This window comes from Marinitoga lauensis (assembly GCF_004135675.1).
Taxonomy (GTDB): Bacteria; Thermotogota; Thermotogae; order Petrotogales; family Petrotogaceae; genus Marinitoga; species Marinitoga lauensis.
In genome coordinates this window covers 217,661-235,030 of record NZ_QHLX01000001.1, presented here as the reverse complement: position 1 = coordinate 235,030, position 17,370 = coordinate 217,661, and the positions used below count along the sequence as shown (strand labels likewise).

Here is a 17,370-nt window from a genome sequence, read left to right as displayed (position 1 = left end):
AGTATTTGTCTATATTTTTTCTATTAAATTCTGAATTTCAAGTCTGATTAATGATTGTTGAATTTTTTTCTTTAATTCAATTTTGTCCTGGTTTATATTTTCAATCATTAATGTTGTTAGGTTTTCAATTGTTGGTGGCATTTCTTTTGAAAGGTATTTTAACATAAATAGAAGTTTTAATACTCTTATATCAAAATCATTCAATGCGCTATTTTCTTTAGCATTTTCAAATACCCTTCGTATTGTTGAAGCAAGAAAATTTTCTATAGAATCATAAAATATATCAAAGGGGATTAAAATTTCTTCTTCAGAATCAATATATGATAATACAGCTTCTTGAAAAGCTGAAAGCATTGATCTTTCTCCTTCTGAAAGGTGTTTTCCGGAACTTCCGTGAATTCTAACCTGTTCAAAAACTTTTTGAAGCAATTTGGCTTGATATGGTATAAATGGATAAAGCTTTACAAAATCTTCAGCGGTTGTATAACCATTAAAAATATTAACGCTGTTTTTGAAATTAATAGCGTTTTTTAAGTGTATATGTTTTTCTTCATATAATGCATTTAACATATTTTCAGCAACAGAATTTTTTTCAAGCAAACGTTTTTGAATAACTTCAGATACGGAAACAGAGGATAAATTAAGCCTTGTTTTAAATCTTGCCTGTATTTTTGAAAAGTCTTTTTCCCTTACTTTTGTTATGGAATCTATGTCTTCCTGCGAAGTAACTATTATCCATGCTTTCCCTTTACAATGGTTTGCAAGTTCTTCTGAAAGTGTTTGAAGGTTTAGTATTAAATTATTATTATCCCCAATATACTGTCCCACTTCATCGACAAGAAATACAAGATGAAAATTGTCTCCTTTTTTTTCGATATAATCTTTGACTTCTTCTGCAAAATTTTTTATAGAGGTATCGTTACCAAGGCTTTTGAAATCAAATAATGCTTTATCTTTTTCTGTCATATTCATAATTTCTGCAACTATATCTTTTACTTTATTTTTTTCAAAAGGAAATCTTCTTCTTCCTTCTTTTTCCCATGTTTTTTTAAATTTTTCATAATATTTTCTTTTAAATTCCTCTAATTTACCAAATTCATATAAGTATTTTTCCAGATTGGTGATTTCATCATTTTCACCATATAATCCCATATTTTTATAGAACATCTTTCTGAATACTTTAACAATTGCTTCTTTATCTGATTTTGCATCTGCAGAACTTTCTGCATCGATATTAAATAGTATTGTTTCTGTTTTAATTGAAGAAGCACGTTCTATTTCTGCAAAAAACATTGTATCTTCTATTTTTCCCCTAAAGAACTCTATAGATTTTCTGCCTTTGACTTCCCTATTTGAAAGCAAATATGATAATATTTTTAAAAAATGTGATTTACCTGAACCGAAAAAGCCCGAGATCCATACGCCTATTTCATCGGTTTCGTTTTCTAAGCTTTCGTTATAAATGTTATAAAAGTTTCTTAAATGTTTTCTAATTTCTTCAGTTACCACATACTCTTCAAGTTCCTGATATATAATATCTTCGCTTTCCTGTCCTGCTTTAATTACGCCTTTGATATATCTGGTAATATCTTTTTTAAACATATCTTTTATTTTCATTTTTTCCATCCCTTTATTTTAATTTATTAATGGAAATGCCCTGTAATAATTATCATCTTTTAATTTATTAAATAACTCCAATTTTTGTCCATCATATTTACCAGGATAAAATAGTATTAAAGGCTTATTTTCAATTACACTGTGTAATTTATTTAAAATCGTATGTGATCTGACAAAGGGATATATTTGTCCTACACCGGTTATTAATATTATTTCAGTGTTTTTAGATTCTTCAGCTATTTTTTCAATAAACGCATCAGGTGGGGCAAATGTTTTTATAGCCTCTAACAGTTCTTCACTTCCTTCATTTTTTTCCATATTTAATACAACATCTATCAGATTTTCTTTTTTTAACATTTCGATAAGCATGTCATATAAATTAAATTCTTTGATCTTTTTTGATTTTATATTTTTAATTATCTTATCTAAATGGTATCTAACCAGTATTTCATATTTTGGATCATAGTCAAATATGTAAAAACTTATTTCATTTCCTAATCCTTTATTTTTAGAAAAATCCTTATCTTCAATAATCTTTGTGATTTTGTTCAATCGTTCTTCTATTTTCATTTAAAGCTCACTCCCATGCTTTCAAGAAAAACTTCGTCACTTTTTGAAATAATATATCTTTTAAATGAATCATCTATTAAAATATATTGTATTTCCATCGTTTTTTTATTTTTAAGTATTCCAGAATCATAAAGGATTTTTTTGATTTCTAATATAGTTCTTTTAATTGTTTTTTTGCTCCAATTTGAGATTTCAGGTATTTGGATTTTCTTTTCTTCGAAAAATTTGTTTATTTCAAAATCGTTTAATTTAAAATTTTTATATAGATATTTTTCCCTTATTATTTCAAACATAAAATCGAACATAAGTTTGTTTGATTTCATTATTAAATATAAGTTTATTGCTCTTTTAGTATCATATGAAGCTGAAATGAAAATTTGAACAAGCTCTTTATCAATATAGTTCAATCTTTTTTTCAATGCTGCAAATACTCTTTTTGTCGAAGAGGTTGAATTATATTGGAAAATATTTTCTTCAAAAACTTTTTCTTTTATTTTTTCTAATGAATATTCTTGATTTAAAAGGTTTATAACAATATCTACTTCCTTTAGTAATGATCTATCGCCGCTTAATGTTGCATATTTCATTATATCACTCCTAATTTTTAATATTATAGAATAACTATGTAATATTTTATAATTTCCAAGATCCAAGTATTATATTATTACTTTTACATAAAATTTTAACATTTATTATATTTAAATTATATCATTTTATTTTAAAAAGTCAAAAAACAATATATAGTATAAACGGTATAATATTTTTTTGAATACATAATAAAAAAGCACCCATTATTTAATGGGTGCAGATTAAAGTTATTACAATACTTTTTTACCTTCGATATATACGCTTTCTGCTTTTGCTCTTATGTCAAATGGGTGATAATTCCAGATTGCAATGTCTGCATCTTTTCCTGGTTCTAATGATCCAACTCTGTCGTCTATTTTTAATATCTTTGCTGGATTTATTGTAAGCATTTTCAATAAGTCCTCTTCTTTTGCTCCGTATCTCATTCCTAATGCGGCTTGAACGTTTGCATGTTCTAAATGTAATACTGGATGATCACACATTAACCCTGCAAGTATCCCTTTTTCATTGATTATCTTTAATGCTTCAAAAGACATATCTTTTAATTCTAATTTTGTTCTAAATCCAAATAATGGTCCCAATACTAATGGGATGTTTTTTTCTTTTATATAGTCTGCAATTTTATAGGCTTCTGTTGCATGTTCTATTACTAAATCAAATCCAAATTCTTCTGATAATCTAATGGCGGTTAAAATATCATCAGCTCTATGAGCATGAATTCTTGCCGGTATTTCTCTTTTTAATACCTTTTCTCCAATTTCCATTTTAAGATCAAATTCATTGAATTCTTCTTTTTCCTTCTTTTTCATATAATTTTGAACTTTTAAAAAATAATCTCTAATTACTGCAACACTTCCCAGTCTTGTGGCAGGTAATTTGTTTTGAGAACCATATACTCTTTTTGGATTTTCCCCATGGCCATTTTTAGCCCTGCAGGTTCTTTTATAACCATTTCATCAACTATTTTTGATTTGAATTTTAAAATTGCTCCCTGGCCACCTATTGGATTAGCACTTCCGGGAACAACCATTACTGTTGTAACTCCACCTTCTAAAGCTCTTTTAATTGCAGCATCTTCTGGATAAAATGCATCTATAACCCTAACCTGTGCGGTGTTCGGATCAGTCATTTCATTTCCATCCTGATAGCTCATTCCCACACCTTCTTCAAATACTCCGATATGTGAATGAGCATCTACAAACCCAGGAAATATATATTTTCCTTCAACATCTATTACTTCATCTGCTTTAGCACGAATATTTTTTCCTAATTTTTTAATCTTTCCATTTTCGATTAATAAGTCTCCTTTAAATGGTTCAGATGTAATAGGATAAATATTTGCGTTTTTAAAAAGAATTTTCATGAAATATCCCCTCCTGTTGAAAATATGTTGTATAAATTATACCATAAAATAATTCGTAAAGCAAATTAATTTTATACAAAATCTTAACATTTGCATCTAAATTTTTTGAGAATTGATTTTGAAATTTTTCTACCTGATTTATCCGAATACATATATATTGTATTTAATGTTTTAATGTGATACAATATATCGTGTTATATTTTATGGAGGAGGGAAATATGAATTTGATTTATAACTATATTAATAACAGTGATTGGAAGGTTAGAGAGAACTCAAATATGCAATATTCACTTCAGGGATTGAATAATCATATACATCAGGAAATTACTAAGAAATTCTGGTTAAATGAGGTATATGATAAACATAATAAAAAGATAAGTGAGTATCATAATAATGGATTTATGCATATACATGATTTGGGTGCATTATCTGCATATTGTGTTGGTTGGGATTTAGAAGAGTTATTAAGAAAAGGATTTAATGGAGTTTCTGGTAAGGTTGCTTCTGGTCCGGCAAGGCATTTCAGAACAGCATTAGGGCAGATAGTTAACTTTTTATATACCATGCAGGGCGAAGCAGCAGGAGCGGTTGCTTTTTCCAATTTTGATACATTATTAGCACCCTTTATTAAATATGATAATTTAGATTATAATCAGGTAAAACAAGCACTTCAGGAGTTTATTTTCAATATGAATGTTCCTACAAGAGTGGGATTTCAATCTCCTTTCAGCAATATAACAATGGATTTAACAGTTTCTTCAACACATAAGGATAAACATGTTATTATTGGCGGTAAAGAAAAGGAAGAAACATATAAGGATTTTCAAAAAGAAATGGATATTTTAAATAAAGCTTTTATAGAAGTAATGCTTGAAGGAGATTATGACGGTAGACCATTTTCATTTCCTATACCTACATATAATATAACAAGAGATTTTAATTGGGACAGTGAAGTAGCAACAATGATTATGACGATGACAATGAAATATGGAACGCCATATTTTGCAAATTATATAAATTCTGATATGAATCCTGAAGATGCAAGATCGATGTGTTGCAGATTAAAGCTTGATAATAGACAGGTGTTAGAACACATGCAACAACTTTCATTTGGTTTTGTTAATGAAGATAAAAAAGATGATGAAAAAACAGAGGTTAAAAGGCGTGGTGGGTTATTTGGTTCTAATCCTTTAACAGGATCAATTGGTGTTGTAACTATTAATATGCCAAGATTGATGTATTTATCAAATGGAGATAAAGGTGAATTTTATCAACTTCTTGATGAAGTAATGGAGTTAGCAAAAGAGAGCTTGGAAATAAAAAGAATATATGTTGAAGAATGGACTAAACAGGGATTATATCCATATACAAAGGTATATCTTGATAGTGTTTATAAATTAACTGGACAGTATTGGGCAAATCATTTTTCTACTATTGGTTTTGTTGGAATGCATGAAGGTTTGTTGAATTTTGGTATAGATAATGGAATTGTTAATATAGAGGGAAAAAAATTCGCAGAAGAAGTAATGAATTATATGCTTGAAAAATTGAATGAATTTAATAAAGAAACAGGGAATTTATATAATCTTGAGGCATCACCTGCAGAAGGTACAACATATAGATTAGCAAGAATTGATAGAAATGAATTTGGAGATGGTATAAAACAGTCTGGTTCAAAGGATAAACCGTATTATACCAATTCTGTTCATCCACCGGTAAACTATTTTGAAGATCCATTTGACTTGTTGGAACATCAGGAAGGATTGCAAAATAAATGGACAGGCGGAACGGTTGTACATATTTTTGTTGGAGAGAAAATTACAGATGCAGAGACTTTAAAAGAGTTTATAAAATTTAGTTTTGAAAACTATTCTTTGCCTTATATGAGTATTACTCCAACATTTTCTATTTGTCCAGAACATGGTTATATTGCAGGTGAGCATTTCAAATGTCCGTATTGTGGTAAGGACACAGAGGTTTATTCAAGGGTTGTTGGATATTATAGACCTGTTCAGAACTGGAATGATGGTAAACAACAGGAATATGTAGAAAGAATACAGTTTAAAATTAATGAAGGAGTTCTAAGGAGCTGATAATATGATTTTAGCTGGAATAAGAACATTTAGTTTTGTGGATTATCCTAAAAGAATATCTGCGGTGATTTACACCGCAGGTTGTAACTTTAGATGTAAGTGGTGTCATAATTGGGAAATAGCTTATTCTGATGAATATAAACCTTTGACAGAAGAGAATATATTGAATAAATTGGCATTTTTAAAAAAGAGATTAAGTGCATTGTGTATTACAGGTGGGGAACCAACTATTCACAATGACTTGCCAGAATTTATACAAGAAATAAAAAGAATGGGATATTTAGTAAAATTAGATACAAATGGTACAAACCCGGAAATGGTAAAGTATTTAATAAAAAATGGATTGATAGATTATGCGGCAATGGATATAAAAGCAAAACCAGATAATTATTATAAGTTAATTAATGTTCCCAAAGATTATTGGAAAGATATAAGTAAGACAATTGAAGTTTTGAGGAGTTCGAGTATCGATTATGAGTTTAGAATGACTTATGTTCCTGGTTTATCAACAGATACAGATGTTGAATTTTTTGAGGAATATTTATTGGATAATGAGAAAGGGTATATAACCATAGCTAATTCTACGGAAATTTTTGAAATTAAAAATAAAAAAGAAGAATTAAAGTTAAATAAAATAATATTTAGATAATAGGCCGGAAGGCCTATTTTTTATGGTAAAATAATAATAAAATGACATATATGGGGGAATATTATGAAGGAATATTTTATGATAGTTAATCCACATTCTTCTGGTTCAAAGGCGATTAAGTTATGGCCAATTATTAAAGAAAATTTAGAAAAGGAAAGGTTTGATTTTGAATATGAATTTACTAAAGGTAGGATGGATGCTTATTATTTGACGATAAAAGCTATTAAAGACAGATATAGAAAGATTATTGGTGTTGGTGGAGATGGAACAATAAATGAAATTATTAATGGGATATTTAATCAAAATTTTGCAAATCCAGAAGATATTATCATAGGAGTAATACCAACTGGTACAGGTAATGATTGGGGAAAAACAATAGGTATTCCAAATAATTATTTTCAGGCGATAGAAGTTATAAAAAATGGAAAAATAATTGAACAGGATGTTGGTAAGGTTCTATATTATGAAAATAACGAGGAAAAGAGAAGATATTTTGTTAATATAGCAGGAATGTTTTTTGATGCAGTGGTTACTAAAAATACTAATATATCCAAGGATAAAAATAAAAGTGGGACATTTTCTTATTTATTAAATCTTATAACCTCTTTATTTAAATATAAACCTCAAAAAGCAAAAATAATAATTGATGGTGAAATTATAAATGAAAAAATTTTTACTATGGCTGTAGGTATATGTAAATATAGTGGCGGTGGTATGATGATGTTACCGGATGCAATATATAACGATGGATATTTTGATATTACTTTAATAAAGGATGTTCCAAAGATGCAGGTAATAAGAAATATAAAAAAGATATTTGATGGTTCTTTTGTGAATTTAAAATGGGTAAAACAGTTCAGGGGAAAGAATATTGAGATTGAGTCGAAAGAAAAAATATATTTAGAGGTTGATGGTGAGAATTTGGGACATACGCCTTTTAAGTTTAGCATTATAGAAAAATCATTAAATGTATTTGGGGGTGAGTAAATGGTTCCAACAATGGTAAATGCTATAGCGGTTATTATAGGTAGTTTGTTAGGTTTATTTGCAAAAAAAGGCATTTCAGATAGATTCAAAACAATATTATTTTATGCAGTTGGTTTGACCTCTTTAGGAATAGGAATTAATATGACTATATCTGCAAATAATTTTCTTATAGTATTAGGTTCGATGGCAATAGGTGGTTTAATTGGTGAATGGTTAAACATAGAAGGATTTTTGAAAAAGATGGGAGATACTATGCAAGAGGGTGATTTTTCCACCGGGTTTGTTATGTCCTCTATCTTATTTTTGGTAGGGCCTTTAACCATAATTGGTTCTATAAATGCGGGGTTAACGAATGATGGGACTTTGATATATACAAAATCATTATTAGATGGTATATCTTCAACAGTTTTAGCTTCTATATATGGACTTGGAGTTATGGTTTCCGCGGGTTCTGTACTTGTGGTTCAGGGAAGTATAGTTTTATTGGCATCACAATTGTCCTTTTTAACAGACAAAATGTATCTTAATGATTTAGTTGCAGTTGGTGGTATAATGGTATTGGGTATAGGTTTAAAGATTCTGGAAATTAAGGATACAAAAGTGGGAAATTTTTTACCCGCTTTAATTATTTCACCGTTATTGGTTTGGGTTGTATCTTTATGGAGATGAGGTGAAAATATGAAATTAATTAAGGATATCGAAAGTATTTATTTTGAAGCAAAGCCTTTGGTTGAAAAAAGATGGAATGAATTTGTTAATTTAGGTGAAAACGGAACGGAACTAGAGTTATTTTCAGAATTATCCTTTTGTGTTTTAACGGCTAATTGGAGTGCTAAAGGAGGAATTAAAGCACAAAATGAAATTGGCCCAGAGGGTTTTGCAAAACTGGATATAGATGAGTTGGAATATGCATTAAGGAAGGTTGGTCATAGATTTCCAAAGACGAGAGCTCAATATATAGTTTCTAATAGATGGATTATAGGAACTATACGGCATCTGTTTGTTTTACCATATTATCAAATGAGAGAATTTATTGTAAAAAACATGAAAGGTATAGGCTGGAAGGAATCCAGTCATTTTTTGAGAAATGTAGGATATGGTGAAGTTGCAATTTTAGATAAGCATATTTTAAGATTGATGAATGAAAATAATTTAATAGATTCAATTCCAAAAGGATGGACGAAAAAGAGGTATTTGGAGTATGAAAAAATATTAAAAGATGTATTGGAAAATCACTTTAATGAACCAATTGGTAAGTTAGATTTATATTTATGGTATCTGGTAAAAAAAGATGTGGATAAATAAAGCGGAATCATTTGATTCCGCTATTTTTTATATATACTTTTTTATTTCGGATATATCTATATTTCCAACAATGCTACCTCTATTTTCTCCTGAGTTTGACAGCAAATTCAAGATTTTTGAAAAATCGAAACGGTAGAATGCGGGTTTGCGACGATGAAAAGGGTGAAAATTGGGGGTTGAAAAATTTTTGTAGTGACACAAATATTTTTAACAATAGCGTTATATTCTTGATTTCATAATATTTTTGTGGTATAATAAGTAATGGTATTATGAAATCAAGAGGTGATTTTTGTGTTTTTGAGAGTAGTTAAAAATAACAAAGGTGTTGAATATTTAAGAATTGTTGAAAGTTATAGGGAAAATGGTAAGATAAAGCAAAGAACTGTTGCAAACTTAGGAAGGATTGACTCTTTTAGTGAAAATGAAGCGAAAAATATAGTAAATAAACTCATACAAATATTTGATTTAAAAAATTATATTGATACGGAAGATATAAAAAAAGCACCAGATAAAAGAAATTACGGAGCCAAAGTAATAGTAAATAAGATATTTGAAAGATATGAGATGAAAAGATATTTTGAAAGACTGGATAAAGAAATAAAATACAATGCAGAAGAGATGCTAAAAATAATGGTGATGAATAGAATAGTAGAACCGAAAAGTAAATTGGGAATATTTAATAATTTAGAGTATTTTGGATATAACAAAGTGGAAGTTAAAAAAGAAAAAGACCTGGAAGAAAAAGATGTAATGCTGCACTGGTTATACAGAACATTGGATATATTGGCAGATAATAAAGAGTCGATAGAAAAACATATGTATAATCAAAGGATAAGTTTGTTTAATACAACGGTAGATTTAGTATTTTACGATGTAACGACATTAGCGTTTGAAACACAACAAACAAATGAAATATTACAAATGGGATATTCAAAAGATAAGAAATTTAATGAATCACAAATAGTATTAGGGATGTCAATAGATCAGGATAGAATGCCAGTTAGTTTTGATATATATGCAGGAAATACATTTGAAGGGCATACATTTAAAGATTCAATAGAAAAAATGAAAAAAGAATATCAATTAGGAAAAGTAATAGTAGTAGCAGATAGAGGAATGATGAGTAAAAAAAATATAGAAGTAGTAGAAAATTCTAATTATGAATTCATAGTAGGAAAATCAATAAAACAGTTAAAAAAAGTAAATATATTTGAAGGAGAATTCATAGAAATAGCAAAAGGAATAAAATATAGAGAAGTAGAATATGAAAATAAAAGATTACTCATAATATATTCAGAAGAAAGAGCCAAAAAAGACAGAGCAGATAGACTACGATTAATAGAAAAAGCGAAAAAAATGTTAGAAGAAGGAAATATAGATTCAAAAAGTAAAAGAGGAGCGAAAAAATATTTAAAAGAACAGAATAAACAAAATTATATACTGGACATAGAAAAAATAGAAAATGATGAAAAATACGATGGATACTATGGAATAATAACAAACACAAAACTATCTCCAAAAGAAATATTAGAACAATATCATACATTATGGAAAGTAGAAGAAACATTTAGAACATTAAAAAATTATCTTGAAACAAGACCGGTATTTCATTGGACACCAAAAAGAATAAAAGGACATATTGTAATGAGTTTCATATCTTACATAATTCAAAGAACACTAGAATTAGAACTGGAAAAAAATAATGTTGAATACTCTCATGAAAAAATAAGAGAAGCTATTAAAAATATGGAATACATTGAATTTAAAACACAAAAGCAACATCTTGTAGCGAGAATGAATTTAAATAAATTAGGGCAAAGAATATTAAATACATTAAATATTCCTGTACCAAAAATAATTTCACCCTATACAGAATTCAAAGAAAAATATAAAATTTAGGGGTGTAATGACACTTTTGTATTTAATAAAAAATTAACAATAACTGTTTTTTAGAATAATACAGCTTTTCCAAATTTTATTGAAATAAATACTGTCAAACTCAGGAAAAAAAGATGTGGATAAATAAAGCGGAATCATTTGATTCCGCTATTTTTTATATATACTTTTTTATTTCGGATATATCTATATTTCCAACAATGCTACCTCTATTTTCTCCGCCACCACCTTTTATTTCTGGATGATCTTCTTTTATATTTTTTATTAATTCCTTACAATTTATTTTTTTTGAAGATATTTCAAATCTATTATCAACTTTTGCAATGTATATAATTTCGTCCATAGGTAAAAATTTAGGTAAATAATTGATGTAATCTTCTTTTGTATCAATGTAAACAATTTTTGTGTCATTTATTATTTCTGCTTTGTTTAAAATATCATTTGCTATTAATTCAGCGAATTTTTCATTTAATTTTTCATATTTTGATTTATATTCTTTCATTTTATTTATAACTTCTTCTACTCTTTTAGGGGTTTCTTCAACCTTAGCGGTCATTAAATTTGAAATGCTTTTTGTTATTTTTATTCTATTATCATAATCATTTATAGCTCTATTACCAGCTAAAAAGTATAGTCTTGTTAAATTGCCTTTCACTTTTTCTTTTGCAATTATTTTTACTAAACCTATTTCTCCAGTATTTTTCACATGAAATCCACCACATGGATTTATATCAAAATCACCTATTTTAATAAGTCTTACGTTGCCATGAACTTTATTACTTAATTCTTTTCTAAGATTATATTTTGAGATCTCATCTTTAGTTGTAATTATTTCTTCAACATTTAAGCATTTTTGAATTATTTCATTTGATAATCTTTCCGCTTCTTTTTCAACATTTTCTGGAAGATTAGGAATTTCTAAATCAATAGTTGTATACTCTTCTGCCATTCTAAACCCAACAGTATCCAGATCAGCGATTTTCTCAAATGCCGCTGAAAGAATATGCTGCGCAGTATGTTGCTGAGAGATGTCAAATCTTCTATCTAAATCTATTATTTCTTCATATTTACCTGGTGTAATCTCTTTATCTATTAAATGATAATATTTTCCATTTTTGAATTCGACAAATAATACATTAGCATCTCCGATATTTCCTCTATCTCCTAATTGACCACCTTTGCCATCAGGATAAAAAGAACTTTTTTCTGATACTGCATATATCTTCTTTTTTTCTTTTATTACATCGATAATTTCTATCATATAGCACCTCCTATAATGTTAAAAATTTTCCGTTTTCTTTAAACCATTTTTTTGATTCTAAATAATCATTACAGTATTTTTCGACATAATCCCAGAATGTTTTTTGATGATGTTTGTAGCGAATATGCGCTAATTCATGGACGATTATATAATCTATTTTACGCATTGGAGCCATTATTATTCTAAAATTAAAACTAAGATTATTTTTTCCGGAACAACTTCCCCATCGTGTTTTTTGATCGCGCATATATACCTTTCCATAAGTTAACTTCATAATTTTAGAATAATATTTAAGACGTTCGTTTATAATTCTTTTTGCTTCGTTTTTATACCATTTCAATATCATCTCTTTTTTTAATTCAAGGTTATTAAAAAAATCTTTTTTTAAGGATATATATAGGAAATTATCCTGAATTCCCACACCGTAATTTCCTTCTATGGTTATTAATTTATAATATTTTCCTAAATACAGAAACTTTTCACCATCGATATACTTTTTTTCTTCTATGGGTTTAATAGTTAATAATTTTGATATTATCCATTTTCTCTTTTCAAAAACGAATTTTTTTATTTCATAATCGGATAAAAATTTTGGTGCTCTGACAATGATATTTCCATTATTTTCTATAATTATAGATAAAGTTTTTCTTTTAGATTTTATTATATTGTATTTAATATCAAAAACTTCAGTTTTTATGATATTCATATGCCACCTCTATATTTGTAATTCAAAGAAAATTATAGCATATTAATCTTTTTTTTACAAAATTTTATATTTGAAGTTTTTTGATAGAGTATATTTTACATAAATTTGTTAAAATTATAATAGTTCATTATAGGGAGGAATAAGAATGCTTGAATTGAAAAATATAAGTTTCTCTGCTGGTCCAAGAAAAGTATTGGAAGATATTACATATACTTTTGAAAAGGGAAAAATTTATGCAGCATTAGGTAATAATGGAGTTGGAAAGTCAACATTAGCAAGAATTATAATGGGACTAAATGGTTATAAAGGAACACATGGAGGAAAAATATATTTTGAAGGAAAAGATATAACAGATTTTTCAATTACAGAAAGGGCAAAATTAGGAATAACTATGGCCTGGCAAGAACCAGTAAGATATGAAGGGTTAGGGGTAAGAGAATATTTAACTCTTGGAAAAAGAATTAATTTAAGCGATAATGAATTATTAGAGATATTAAATCTCGTAGGATTAAATCCATTTTATTTACATCGAAAGGTTGATAAAACATTATCTGGTGGTGAAAGAAAAAGAATAGAATTAGCTTCTTTAATTATATTAAAACCAAAATTTGCTATCTTTGATGAACCAGATTCAGGAATAGACATGATGTCCAATATAATGATAGAAAGAATATTTAAAATAATTACTGCAAATGGAGGAACTGTATTAAGCATTACACATAGAGAAGAAATTGCAGAAGTTGCGGATGAAGCATTTTTGATATGTTCAGGAAAGATTACCTCAAAAGGTGATCCGAAAAAAGTATCGGAATTTTATAGAAGTACATGTGATAATTGTTCTCATATTAATGTTCCTGTAGATATGATTGAAAACGAGGTGAAACTATGAATATAGAAAAGAATTATGCCAAAGAATTTGAAATGATTGAGAAGGCTTATGAACAAGCTGGTGGGGACGTAAGTAATTTATTGAGTAAAGATATAGTTTCTCTAATTATAAGCGGAGATAAAGTATTAGGTAAAAATACAGTTGAAGGTATTCATTTAAATGTTGAGACTTCTGAAGGTGTTGTGAATTATGAAATGATAATAGAAGATGGAGTTAAATTGGATAAACCAATACATTTATGTGTTGGATTTTTAAAAAATCAGGGAGAGCAATATATCAACGCAAAATACAAAATAGGAAATAATTGTGATATTAAATTTTTATCTCATTGTTCTTTCCCTTTTGGTAAAATACATCATAAAATGGATTCTGAAATGATAATAGGAGAAAATTCTATCGTATTTATGGAAGATGAACATTTCCATAATGAGAAAGATGGAATATATTTAGAAACATCATATTACACAAAGGTTGGGAAAAATTCGGTTTTTGATAGTAGATTTAAATTAACAAAATCAAGAGCAGGTAAATTAAAAATTGATATGTTTGTAGATTTAGATGAACATTCAAAAGCATTATTAGAGTCAAAGGTTTGGGGTAAAAAAGATGATGATTTAGAAATAAGGGAAATAGTAAATTTAAATGGTGAATATTCTTCTGGTATTGCAAAAAGTTATATAGTGGCTCAGGATTCAACAAGGGCAGAAGTAATAAATGAAGCATATGGAAATGCCCTTATTCTAAAGGTCATATAGAATGTACAGAAATTAGTAAAGGTGATGGGGTTAATATTAGTACAATTCCAATTTTAAGGGTTAAAAATGATTTAGCAGAGTTAACTCATGAAGCATCAGTAGGTAGAATAAATCCACAACAACTTGAAACTTTGATGGCCAAAGGCCTTGATGAAGACGAGGCTACAGAATTAATTATAAAAGGCGTTTTAAAATAAGGATGAATCCTTCCAGGTTATCTGGAAGGATTTTTTTTTAAAAAGAAAAATAGATATTTTTTATCCAATTTATTTGGTATAATATAAATATATCAAATAAATTTGAGGAGATGATAAAATGAAAAAACTTCTTTTTATGTTTATAAGTTTAGTTTTATTATTATTATCATCATGTATTTTGGATCCTATACAGTATGAGAATAAGTATTTTGTTTATCAATTACAAAATCTGGATATTGATGAAATAATAACTTATCCTATTAATTATTTGGTAATGGATTATACTCGTGATGGTAAGGAAAGTAGTAAATATTCAAATGAAGACATTAAAAAAATAAAACAAATGGGTATTATACCGCTGGCTTATATTAGTATTGGGAAGCTGAAAATTATAGATATTATTGGCAAAGTGAATGGAATACAACTCCTCCAGAATGGCTTGGCCCGGAAAACGAGGAATGGCAAGGTAATTATAAGGTAAAATATTGGAATGCAGAATGGCAAAACATAATATTAGGATATATAGATAAATTAATATCAATGGGATTTTCTGGCGCTTATCTTGATATTATAGATGCTTATTATTATTGGCCCGATAAAGGAGAAGCACCAATTTCTGAAAGGAGAAATATAGAAGAAACAGCAGATGATATGATTCAATTTGTAATAAAAATTGCGGAATATGCGAGAAATAAAAATCCTAATTTTTTGATTGTGCCACAAAATGGAGAGGATATTCTTGAATATGATTTTAATAATAAATATTTGAATGTCATATCTGGTATAGGGATAGAAGATCTGTTTTATACAACTATTGAAGAAAATGGTCAGGTGAAAATTGTAAAAAGTGATGAAATTAATTACAGGTTACAATTTTTAAGAAAAATTATAGACTCAAAAAAATTTGTTTTAAGTATCGATTATATTGTAGATAACGATAATTTAAATATTGAGATTATTGATAATTATATAAATCAATGTAGAAAAAATGGTATTATTCCATATCCAGCATATGTGGATAGAAATTTAGATGAAATTTCTACTATGATATTCGATATTGAAATATATTAATCAGTAAAAAGATTTTAACAAAATATAAGATAAAAATTATCCATATTATGATATAATAATGATGACAAAAAATATCCGATTTAAATCGAGGTGATAATATGATAATAGTAAATTTTATAATAGATTTTATTCAAATTTTTAAAAATTTAAAAAAGGACTTAAATGAATATATTATTAAAGATCCGGCTTCTAATAATAAAATAGGTGTAGTTTTATTTAATACAGCGTTTCATGGTCTGGTTTATTATAGAATTTATCATTTTTTCTATAAGTATAAAATATATCCAATAGCTTATTTTTTATATATGTTAAGTAAAATATTGTATTCTATGGATATTCATCCTGCAGCAAGATTAGACCCCGGAATTGTAATAGACCATGGAATAGGAGTAGTTATAGGTTCAACTGCTACTGTGGGAAGCGGAACATTAATTTATCATCAAGTAACATTAGGTGCAAAACATATAAAGAAGGGTAAAAGACATCCAACTATTGGAAAAAATGTTATAATTGGAACTGGAGCAAAGGTTTTAGGAGATATTGTCGTGGGAGATAACTCTGTGGTTGCTGCCAACTCAATTGTTTTAAAAGATGTTCCTTCCAATTGCCTGGTAGCTGGTATCCCGGCAAAGATAAAATCTTTTGATTATGATCAGGAACATTTGTATGAAATAAATCATAATTTTGATTTTGTAATTTAATTGCAATTACGTTATAATATTCCTGGGGGATAAAATGTCTTACATAAAATATCTTTCATACAATTATGAAAAAATAATAAAAGAACTTTTAAATCATCTTCAGATTATAGGTACTGCATTACCATTTGCAATAATTATAGGTGTGGGTATAGGATTGTTGATTTCCAAAAATCGAAAAATTTCTCAAATAGTACTATATATAGCAAATATTTTGATGACAATTCCTTCTCCTGCACTTTTTGGAATAATGGTAATTCTTCTTGCTCCTTTTCATATGAGTTTAGGTAAACCTCCTGCTATAATTGCCCTTGTAATTTATTCGCTTTTGCCTATGATTAGAAATACTCTGGTTGCAGTAAAAACATTAGATAAACGGATGATAGAATCAGCTAAAGGTATGGGGATGACAGAATTTCAAATTTTATTTAAAATAAAAATTCCTCTTTCTCTTCCTATAATAATGTCTGGAATTAGAAATTCAGTGGTTATGGGTGTTGGTGTTGCAACAATAGGTTATTATATTGCTGCTGGTGGATTAGGATATTTTATCTTTGCCGGGCTTAGTAGAGGTAGATATGAAATGATAATAACAGGGGTAATTTTGCTTGCAATTTTAGGAATAGGGTTAAACTATTTAATGTTAAAAATTGAAGAGGTAATTACTCCAAGAGGATTAAAGATAAAATAATGGAGGAGAAAAATGGCTATTGAATTAAAAAAAT

General features: G+C 27.8%; 17 protein-coding genes and 2 pseudogenes. 13 read left to right on the top strand and 6 right to left on the bottom strand.

Annotation, left to right across the window (positions count from 1 at the left end; translation table 11 throughout):
• Window positions 1–9: 9 nt before the first annotated feature.
• From brxC to DJ007_RS19775, 4 genes and pseudogenes are all read right to left on the bottom strand, one after another.
• Complete coding sequence (gene brxC, locus DJ007_RS01225; protein WP_165973936.1) at window positions 10–1,617, bottom strand: BREX system P-loop protein BrxC; 1,608 nt, start codon at window positions 1,615–1,617, stop codon at window positions 10–12.
• 18 nt (window positions 1,618–1,635) lie between these two features.
• On the bottom strand, window positions 1,636–2,187 hold the full coding sequence (locus tag DJ007_RS01220; RefSeq protein ID WP_129407974.1) for a DUF1788 domain-containing protein: 552 nt from the start codon (window positions 2,185–2,187) through the stop codon (window positions 1,636–1,638).
• Window positions 2,184–2,774 (bottom strand): DUF1819 family protein, encoded by a 591-nt coding sequence (locus DJ007_RS01215; RefSeq protein ID WP_129407973.1) that lies wholly within the window; start codon window positions 2,772–2,774, stop codon window positions 2,184–2,186. The genes DJ007_RS01220 and DJ007_RS01215 overlap by 4 nt, the downstream gene beginning before the upstream one ends.
• A gap of 231 nt (window positions 2,775–3,005) precedes the next feature.
• A pseudogene (locus DJ007_RS19775) lies at window positions 3,006–4,138 on the bottom strand (amidohydrolase).
• A 218-nt stretch (window positions 4,139–4,356) separates the two neighbouring features.
• Between DJ007_RS19775 and DJ007_RS01205 the strand changes: the two are divergent.
• The 6 genes from DJ007_RS01205 to DJ007_RS01185 all read left to right on the top strand — a co-directional run bounded on the left by DJ007_RS01205 (window position 4,357) and on the right by DJ007_RS01185 (window position 11,071).
• Window positions 4,357–6,231, top strand: coding sequence for a ribonucleoside triphosphate reductase (locus tag DJ007_RS01205; RefSeq protein WP_129407972.1), 1,875 nt, complete (start codon window positions 4,357–4,359; stop codon window positions 6,229–6,231).
• Window positions 6,232–6,235: 4 nt separating this feature from the next.
• Window positions 6,236–6,880: an anaerobic ribonucleoside-triphosphate reductase activating protein gene (locus tag DJ007_RS01200; protein ID WP_129407971.1), complete on the top strand. Its 645-nt coding sequence runs from the start codon at window positions 6,236–6,238 to the stop codon at window positions 6,878–6,880.
• Window positions 6,881–6,943: 63 nt separating this feature from the next.
• Window positions 6,944–7,867 carry a diacylglycerol/lipid kinase family protein gene (locus DJ007_RS15160; protein WP_206075996.1) on the top strand — a complete coding sequence of 308 codons (924 nt, stop codon included), beginning with the start codon at window positions 6,944–6,946 and terminating at the stop codon, window positions 7,865–7,867.
• The gene (locus tag DJ007_RS15155; RefSeq protein ID WP_206075995.1) at window positions 7,868–8,536 is read left to right on the top strand and encodes a DUF554 domain-containing protein; all 669 of its coding nucleotides are present in this window, start codon (window positions 7,868–7,870) and stop codon (window positions 8,534–8,536) included.
• A 9-nt stretch (window positions 8,537–8,545) separates the two neighbouring features.
• A complete protein-coding gene (locus DJ007_RS01190) occupies window positions 8,546–9,172 on the top strand; it encodes an N-glycosylase/DNA lyase (protein WP_129407970.1) in 627 nt (208 codons plus the stop codon).
• A gap of 291 nt (window positions 9,173–9,463) precedes the next feature.
• Window positions 9,464–11,071, top strand: coding sequence for an IS1634 family transposase (locus DJ007_RS01185; RefSeq protein ID WP_129407969.1), 1,608 nt, complete (start codon window positions 9,464–9,466; stop codon window positions 11,069–11,071).
• A 154-nt stretch (window positions 11,072–11,225) separates the two neighbouring features.
• Here the strand turns inward: DJ007_RS01185 and DJ007_RS01180 are convergent, their stop codons facing one another.
• A complete protein-coding gene (locus DJ007_RS01180) occupies window positions 11,226–12,329 on the bottom strand; it encodes an alanyl-tRNA editing protein (protein ID WP_129407968.1) in 1,104 nt (367 codons plus the stop codon).
• Between the two features lie 10 nt (window positions 12,330–12,339).
• Complete coding sequence (locus DJ007_RS01175; protein WP_129407967.1) at window positions 12,340–13,035, bottom strand: M48 family metallopeptidase; 696 nt, start codon at window positions 13,033–13,035, stop codon at window positions 12,340–12,342.
• Between the two features lie 145 nt (window positions 13,036–13,180).
• On the opposite strand from DJ007_RS01175, the gene DJ007_RS01170 reads away from it, so the two are divergent.
• The 7 genes and pseudogenes from DJ007_RS01170 to DJ007_RS01150 all read left to right on the top strand — a co-directional run bounded on the left by DJ007_RS01170 (window position 13,181) and on the right by DJ007_RS01150 (window position 17,336).
• A complete protein-coding gene (locus DJ007_RS01170) occupies window positions 13,181–13,924 on the top strand; it encodes an ATP-binding cassette domain-containing protein (protein WP_129407966.1) in 744 nt (247 codons plus the stop codon).
• Window positions 13,921–14,679 (top strand): SufD family Fe-S cluster assembly protein, encoded by a 759-nt coding sequence (locus tag DJ007_RS01165; protein WP_206075994.1) that lies wholly within the window; start codon window positions 13,921–13,923, stop codon window positions 14,677–14,679. The genes DJ007_RS01170 and DJ007_RS01165 overlap by 4 nt, the downstream gene beginning before the upstream one ends.
• Entirely contained in the window at window positions 14,646–14,876 is a 231-nt protein-coding gene (locus tag DJ007_RS19770; RefSeq protein ID WP_206076041.1) for a SufD family Fe-S cluster assembly protein, read from the top strand. Before DJ007_RS01165 ends, DJ007_RS19770 begins: the two co-directional genes overlap by 34 nt.
• Window positions 14,877–14,994: 118 nt before the next feature.
• Window positions 14,995–15,357, top strand: coding sequence for a hypothetical protein (locus DJ007_RS15145; protein WP_206075993.1), 363 nt, complete (start codon window positions 14,995–14,997; stop codon window positions 15,355–15,357).
• Window positions 15,315–15,947 (top strand): annotated as a pseudogene (locus tag DJ007_RS01160) (MJ1477/TM1410 family putative glycoside hydrolase); the annotation flags it as partial. The gene DJ007_RS15145 and the pseudogene DJ007_RS01160, both read left to right, overlap by 43 nt.
• 98 nt (window positions 15,948–16,045) lie before the next feature.
• Window positions 16,046–16,648, top strand: coding sequence for a serine O-acetyltransferase EpsC (gene epsC, locus DJ007_RS18615; RefSeq protein WP_129407965.1), 603 nt, complete (start codon window positions 16,046–16,048; stop codon window positions 16,646–16,648).
• A gap of 34 nt (window positions 16,649–16,682) precedes the next feature.
• Entirely contained in the window at window positions 16,683–17,336 is a 654-nt protein-coding gene (locus DJ007_RS01150) for an ABC transporter permease (protein ID WP_129407964.1), read from the top strand.
• Window positions 17,337–17,370 lie beyond the last annotated feature (34 nt).

Bases quoted from the DNA above. Each gene is read 5' to 3' on its own strand.
- DJ007_RS01150 (WP_129407964.1), top strand. From the start codon at position 16,683: ATGTCTTACATAAAATATCTTTCATACAATTATGAAAAAATAATAAAA.
- DJ007_RS01175 (WP_129407967.1), bottom strand. From the start codon at position 13,035: ATGAATATCATAAAAACTGAAGTTTTTGATATTAAATACAATATAATA.
- DJ007_RS15145 (WP_206075993.1), top strand. From the start codon at position 14,995: ATGAAAAAACTTCTTTTTATGTTTATAAGTTTAGTTTTATTATTATTA.
- DJ007_RS01180 (WP_129407968.1), bottom strand. From the start codon at position 12,329: ATGATAGAAATTATCGATGTAATAAAAGAAAAAAAGAAGATATATGCA.
- DJ007_RS15155 (WP_206075995.1), top strand. From the start codon at position 7,868: ATGGTTCCAACAATGGTAAATGCTATAGCGGTTATTATAGGTAGTTTG.
- DJ007_RS01220 (WP_129407974.1), bottom strand. From the start codon at position 2,187: ATGAAAATAGAAGAACGATTGAACAAAATCACAAAGATTATTGAAGAT.
- epsC (WP_129407965.1), top strand. From the start codon at position 16,046: ATGATAATAGTAAATTTTATAATAGATTTTATTCAAATTTTTAAAAAT.
- DJ007_RS01170 (WP_129407966.1), top strand. From the start codon at position 13,181: ATGCTTGAATTGAAAAATATAAGTTTCTCTGCTGGTCCAAGAAAAGTA.
- brxC (WP_165973936.1), bottom strand. From the start codon at position 1,617: ATGAAAATAAAAGATATGTTTAAAAAAGATATTACCAGATATATCAAA.
- DJ007_RS01205 (WP_129407972.1), top strand. From the start codon at position 4,357: ATGAATTTGATTTATAACTATATTAATAACAGTGATTGGAAGGTTAGA.
- DJ007_RS01200 (WP_129407971.1), top strand. From the start codon at position 6,236: ATGATTTTAGCTGGAATAAGAACATTTAGTTTTGTGGATTATCCTAAA.
- DJ007_RS15160 (WP_206075996.1), top strand. From the start codon at position 6,944: ATGAAGGAATATTTTATGATAGTTAATCCACATTCTTCTGGTTCAAAG.
- DJ007_RS01190 (WP_129407970.1), top strand. From the start codon at position 8,546: ATGAAATTAATTAAGGATATCGAAAGTATTTATTTTGAAGCAAAGCCT.
- DJ007_RS01215 (WP_129407973.1), bottom strand. From the start codon at position 2,774: ATGAAATATGCAACATTAAGCGGCGATAGATCATTACTAAAGGAAGTA.
- DJ007_RS01165 (WP_206075994.1), top strand. From the start codon at position 13,921: ATGAATATAGAAAAGAATTATGCCAAAGAATTTGAAATGATTGAGAAG.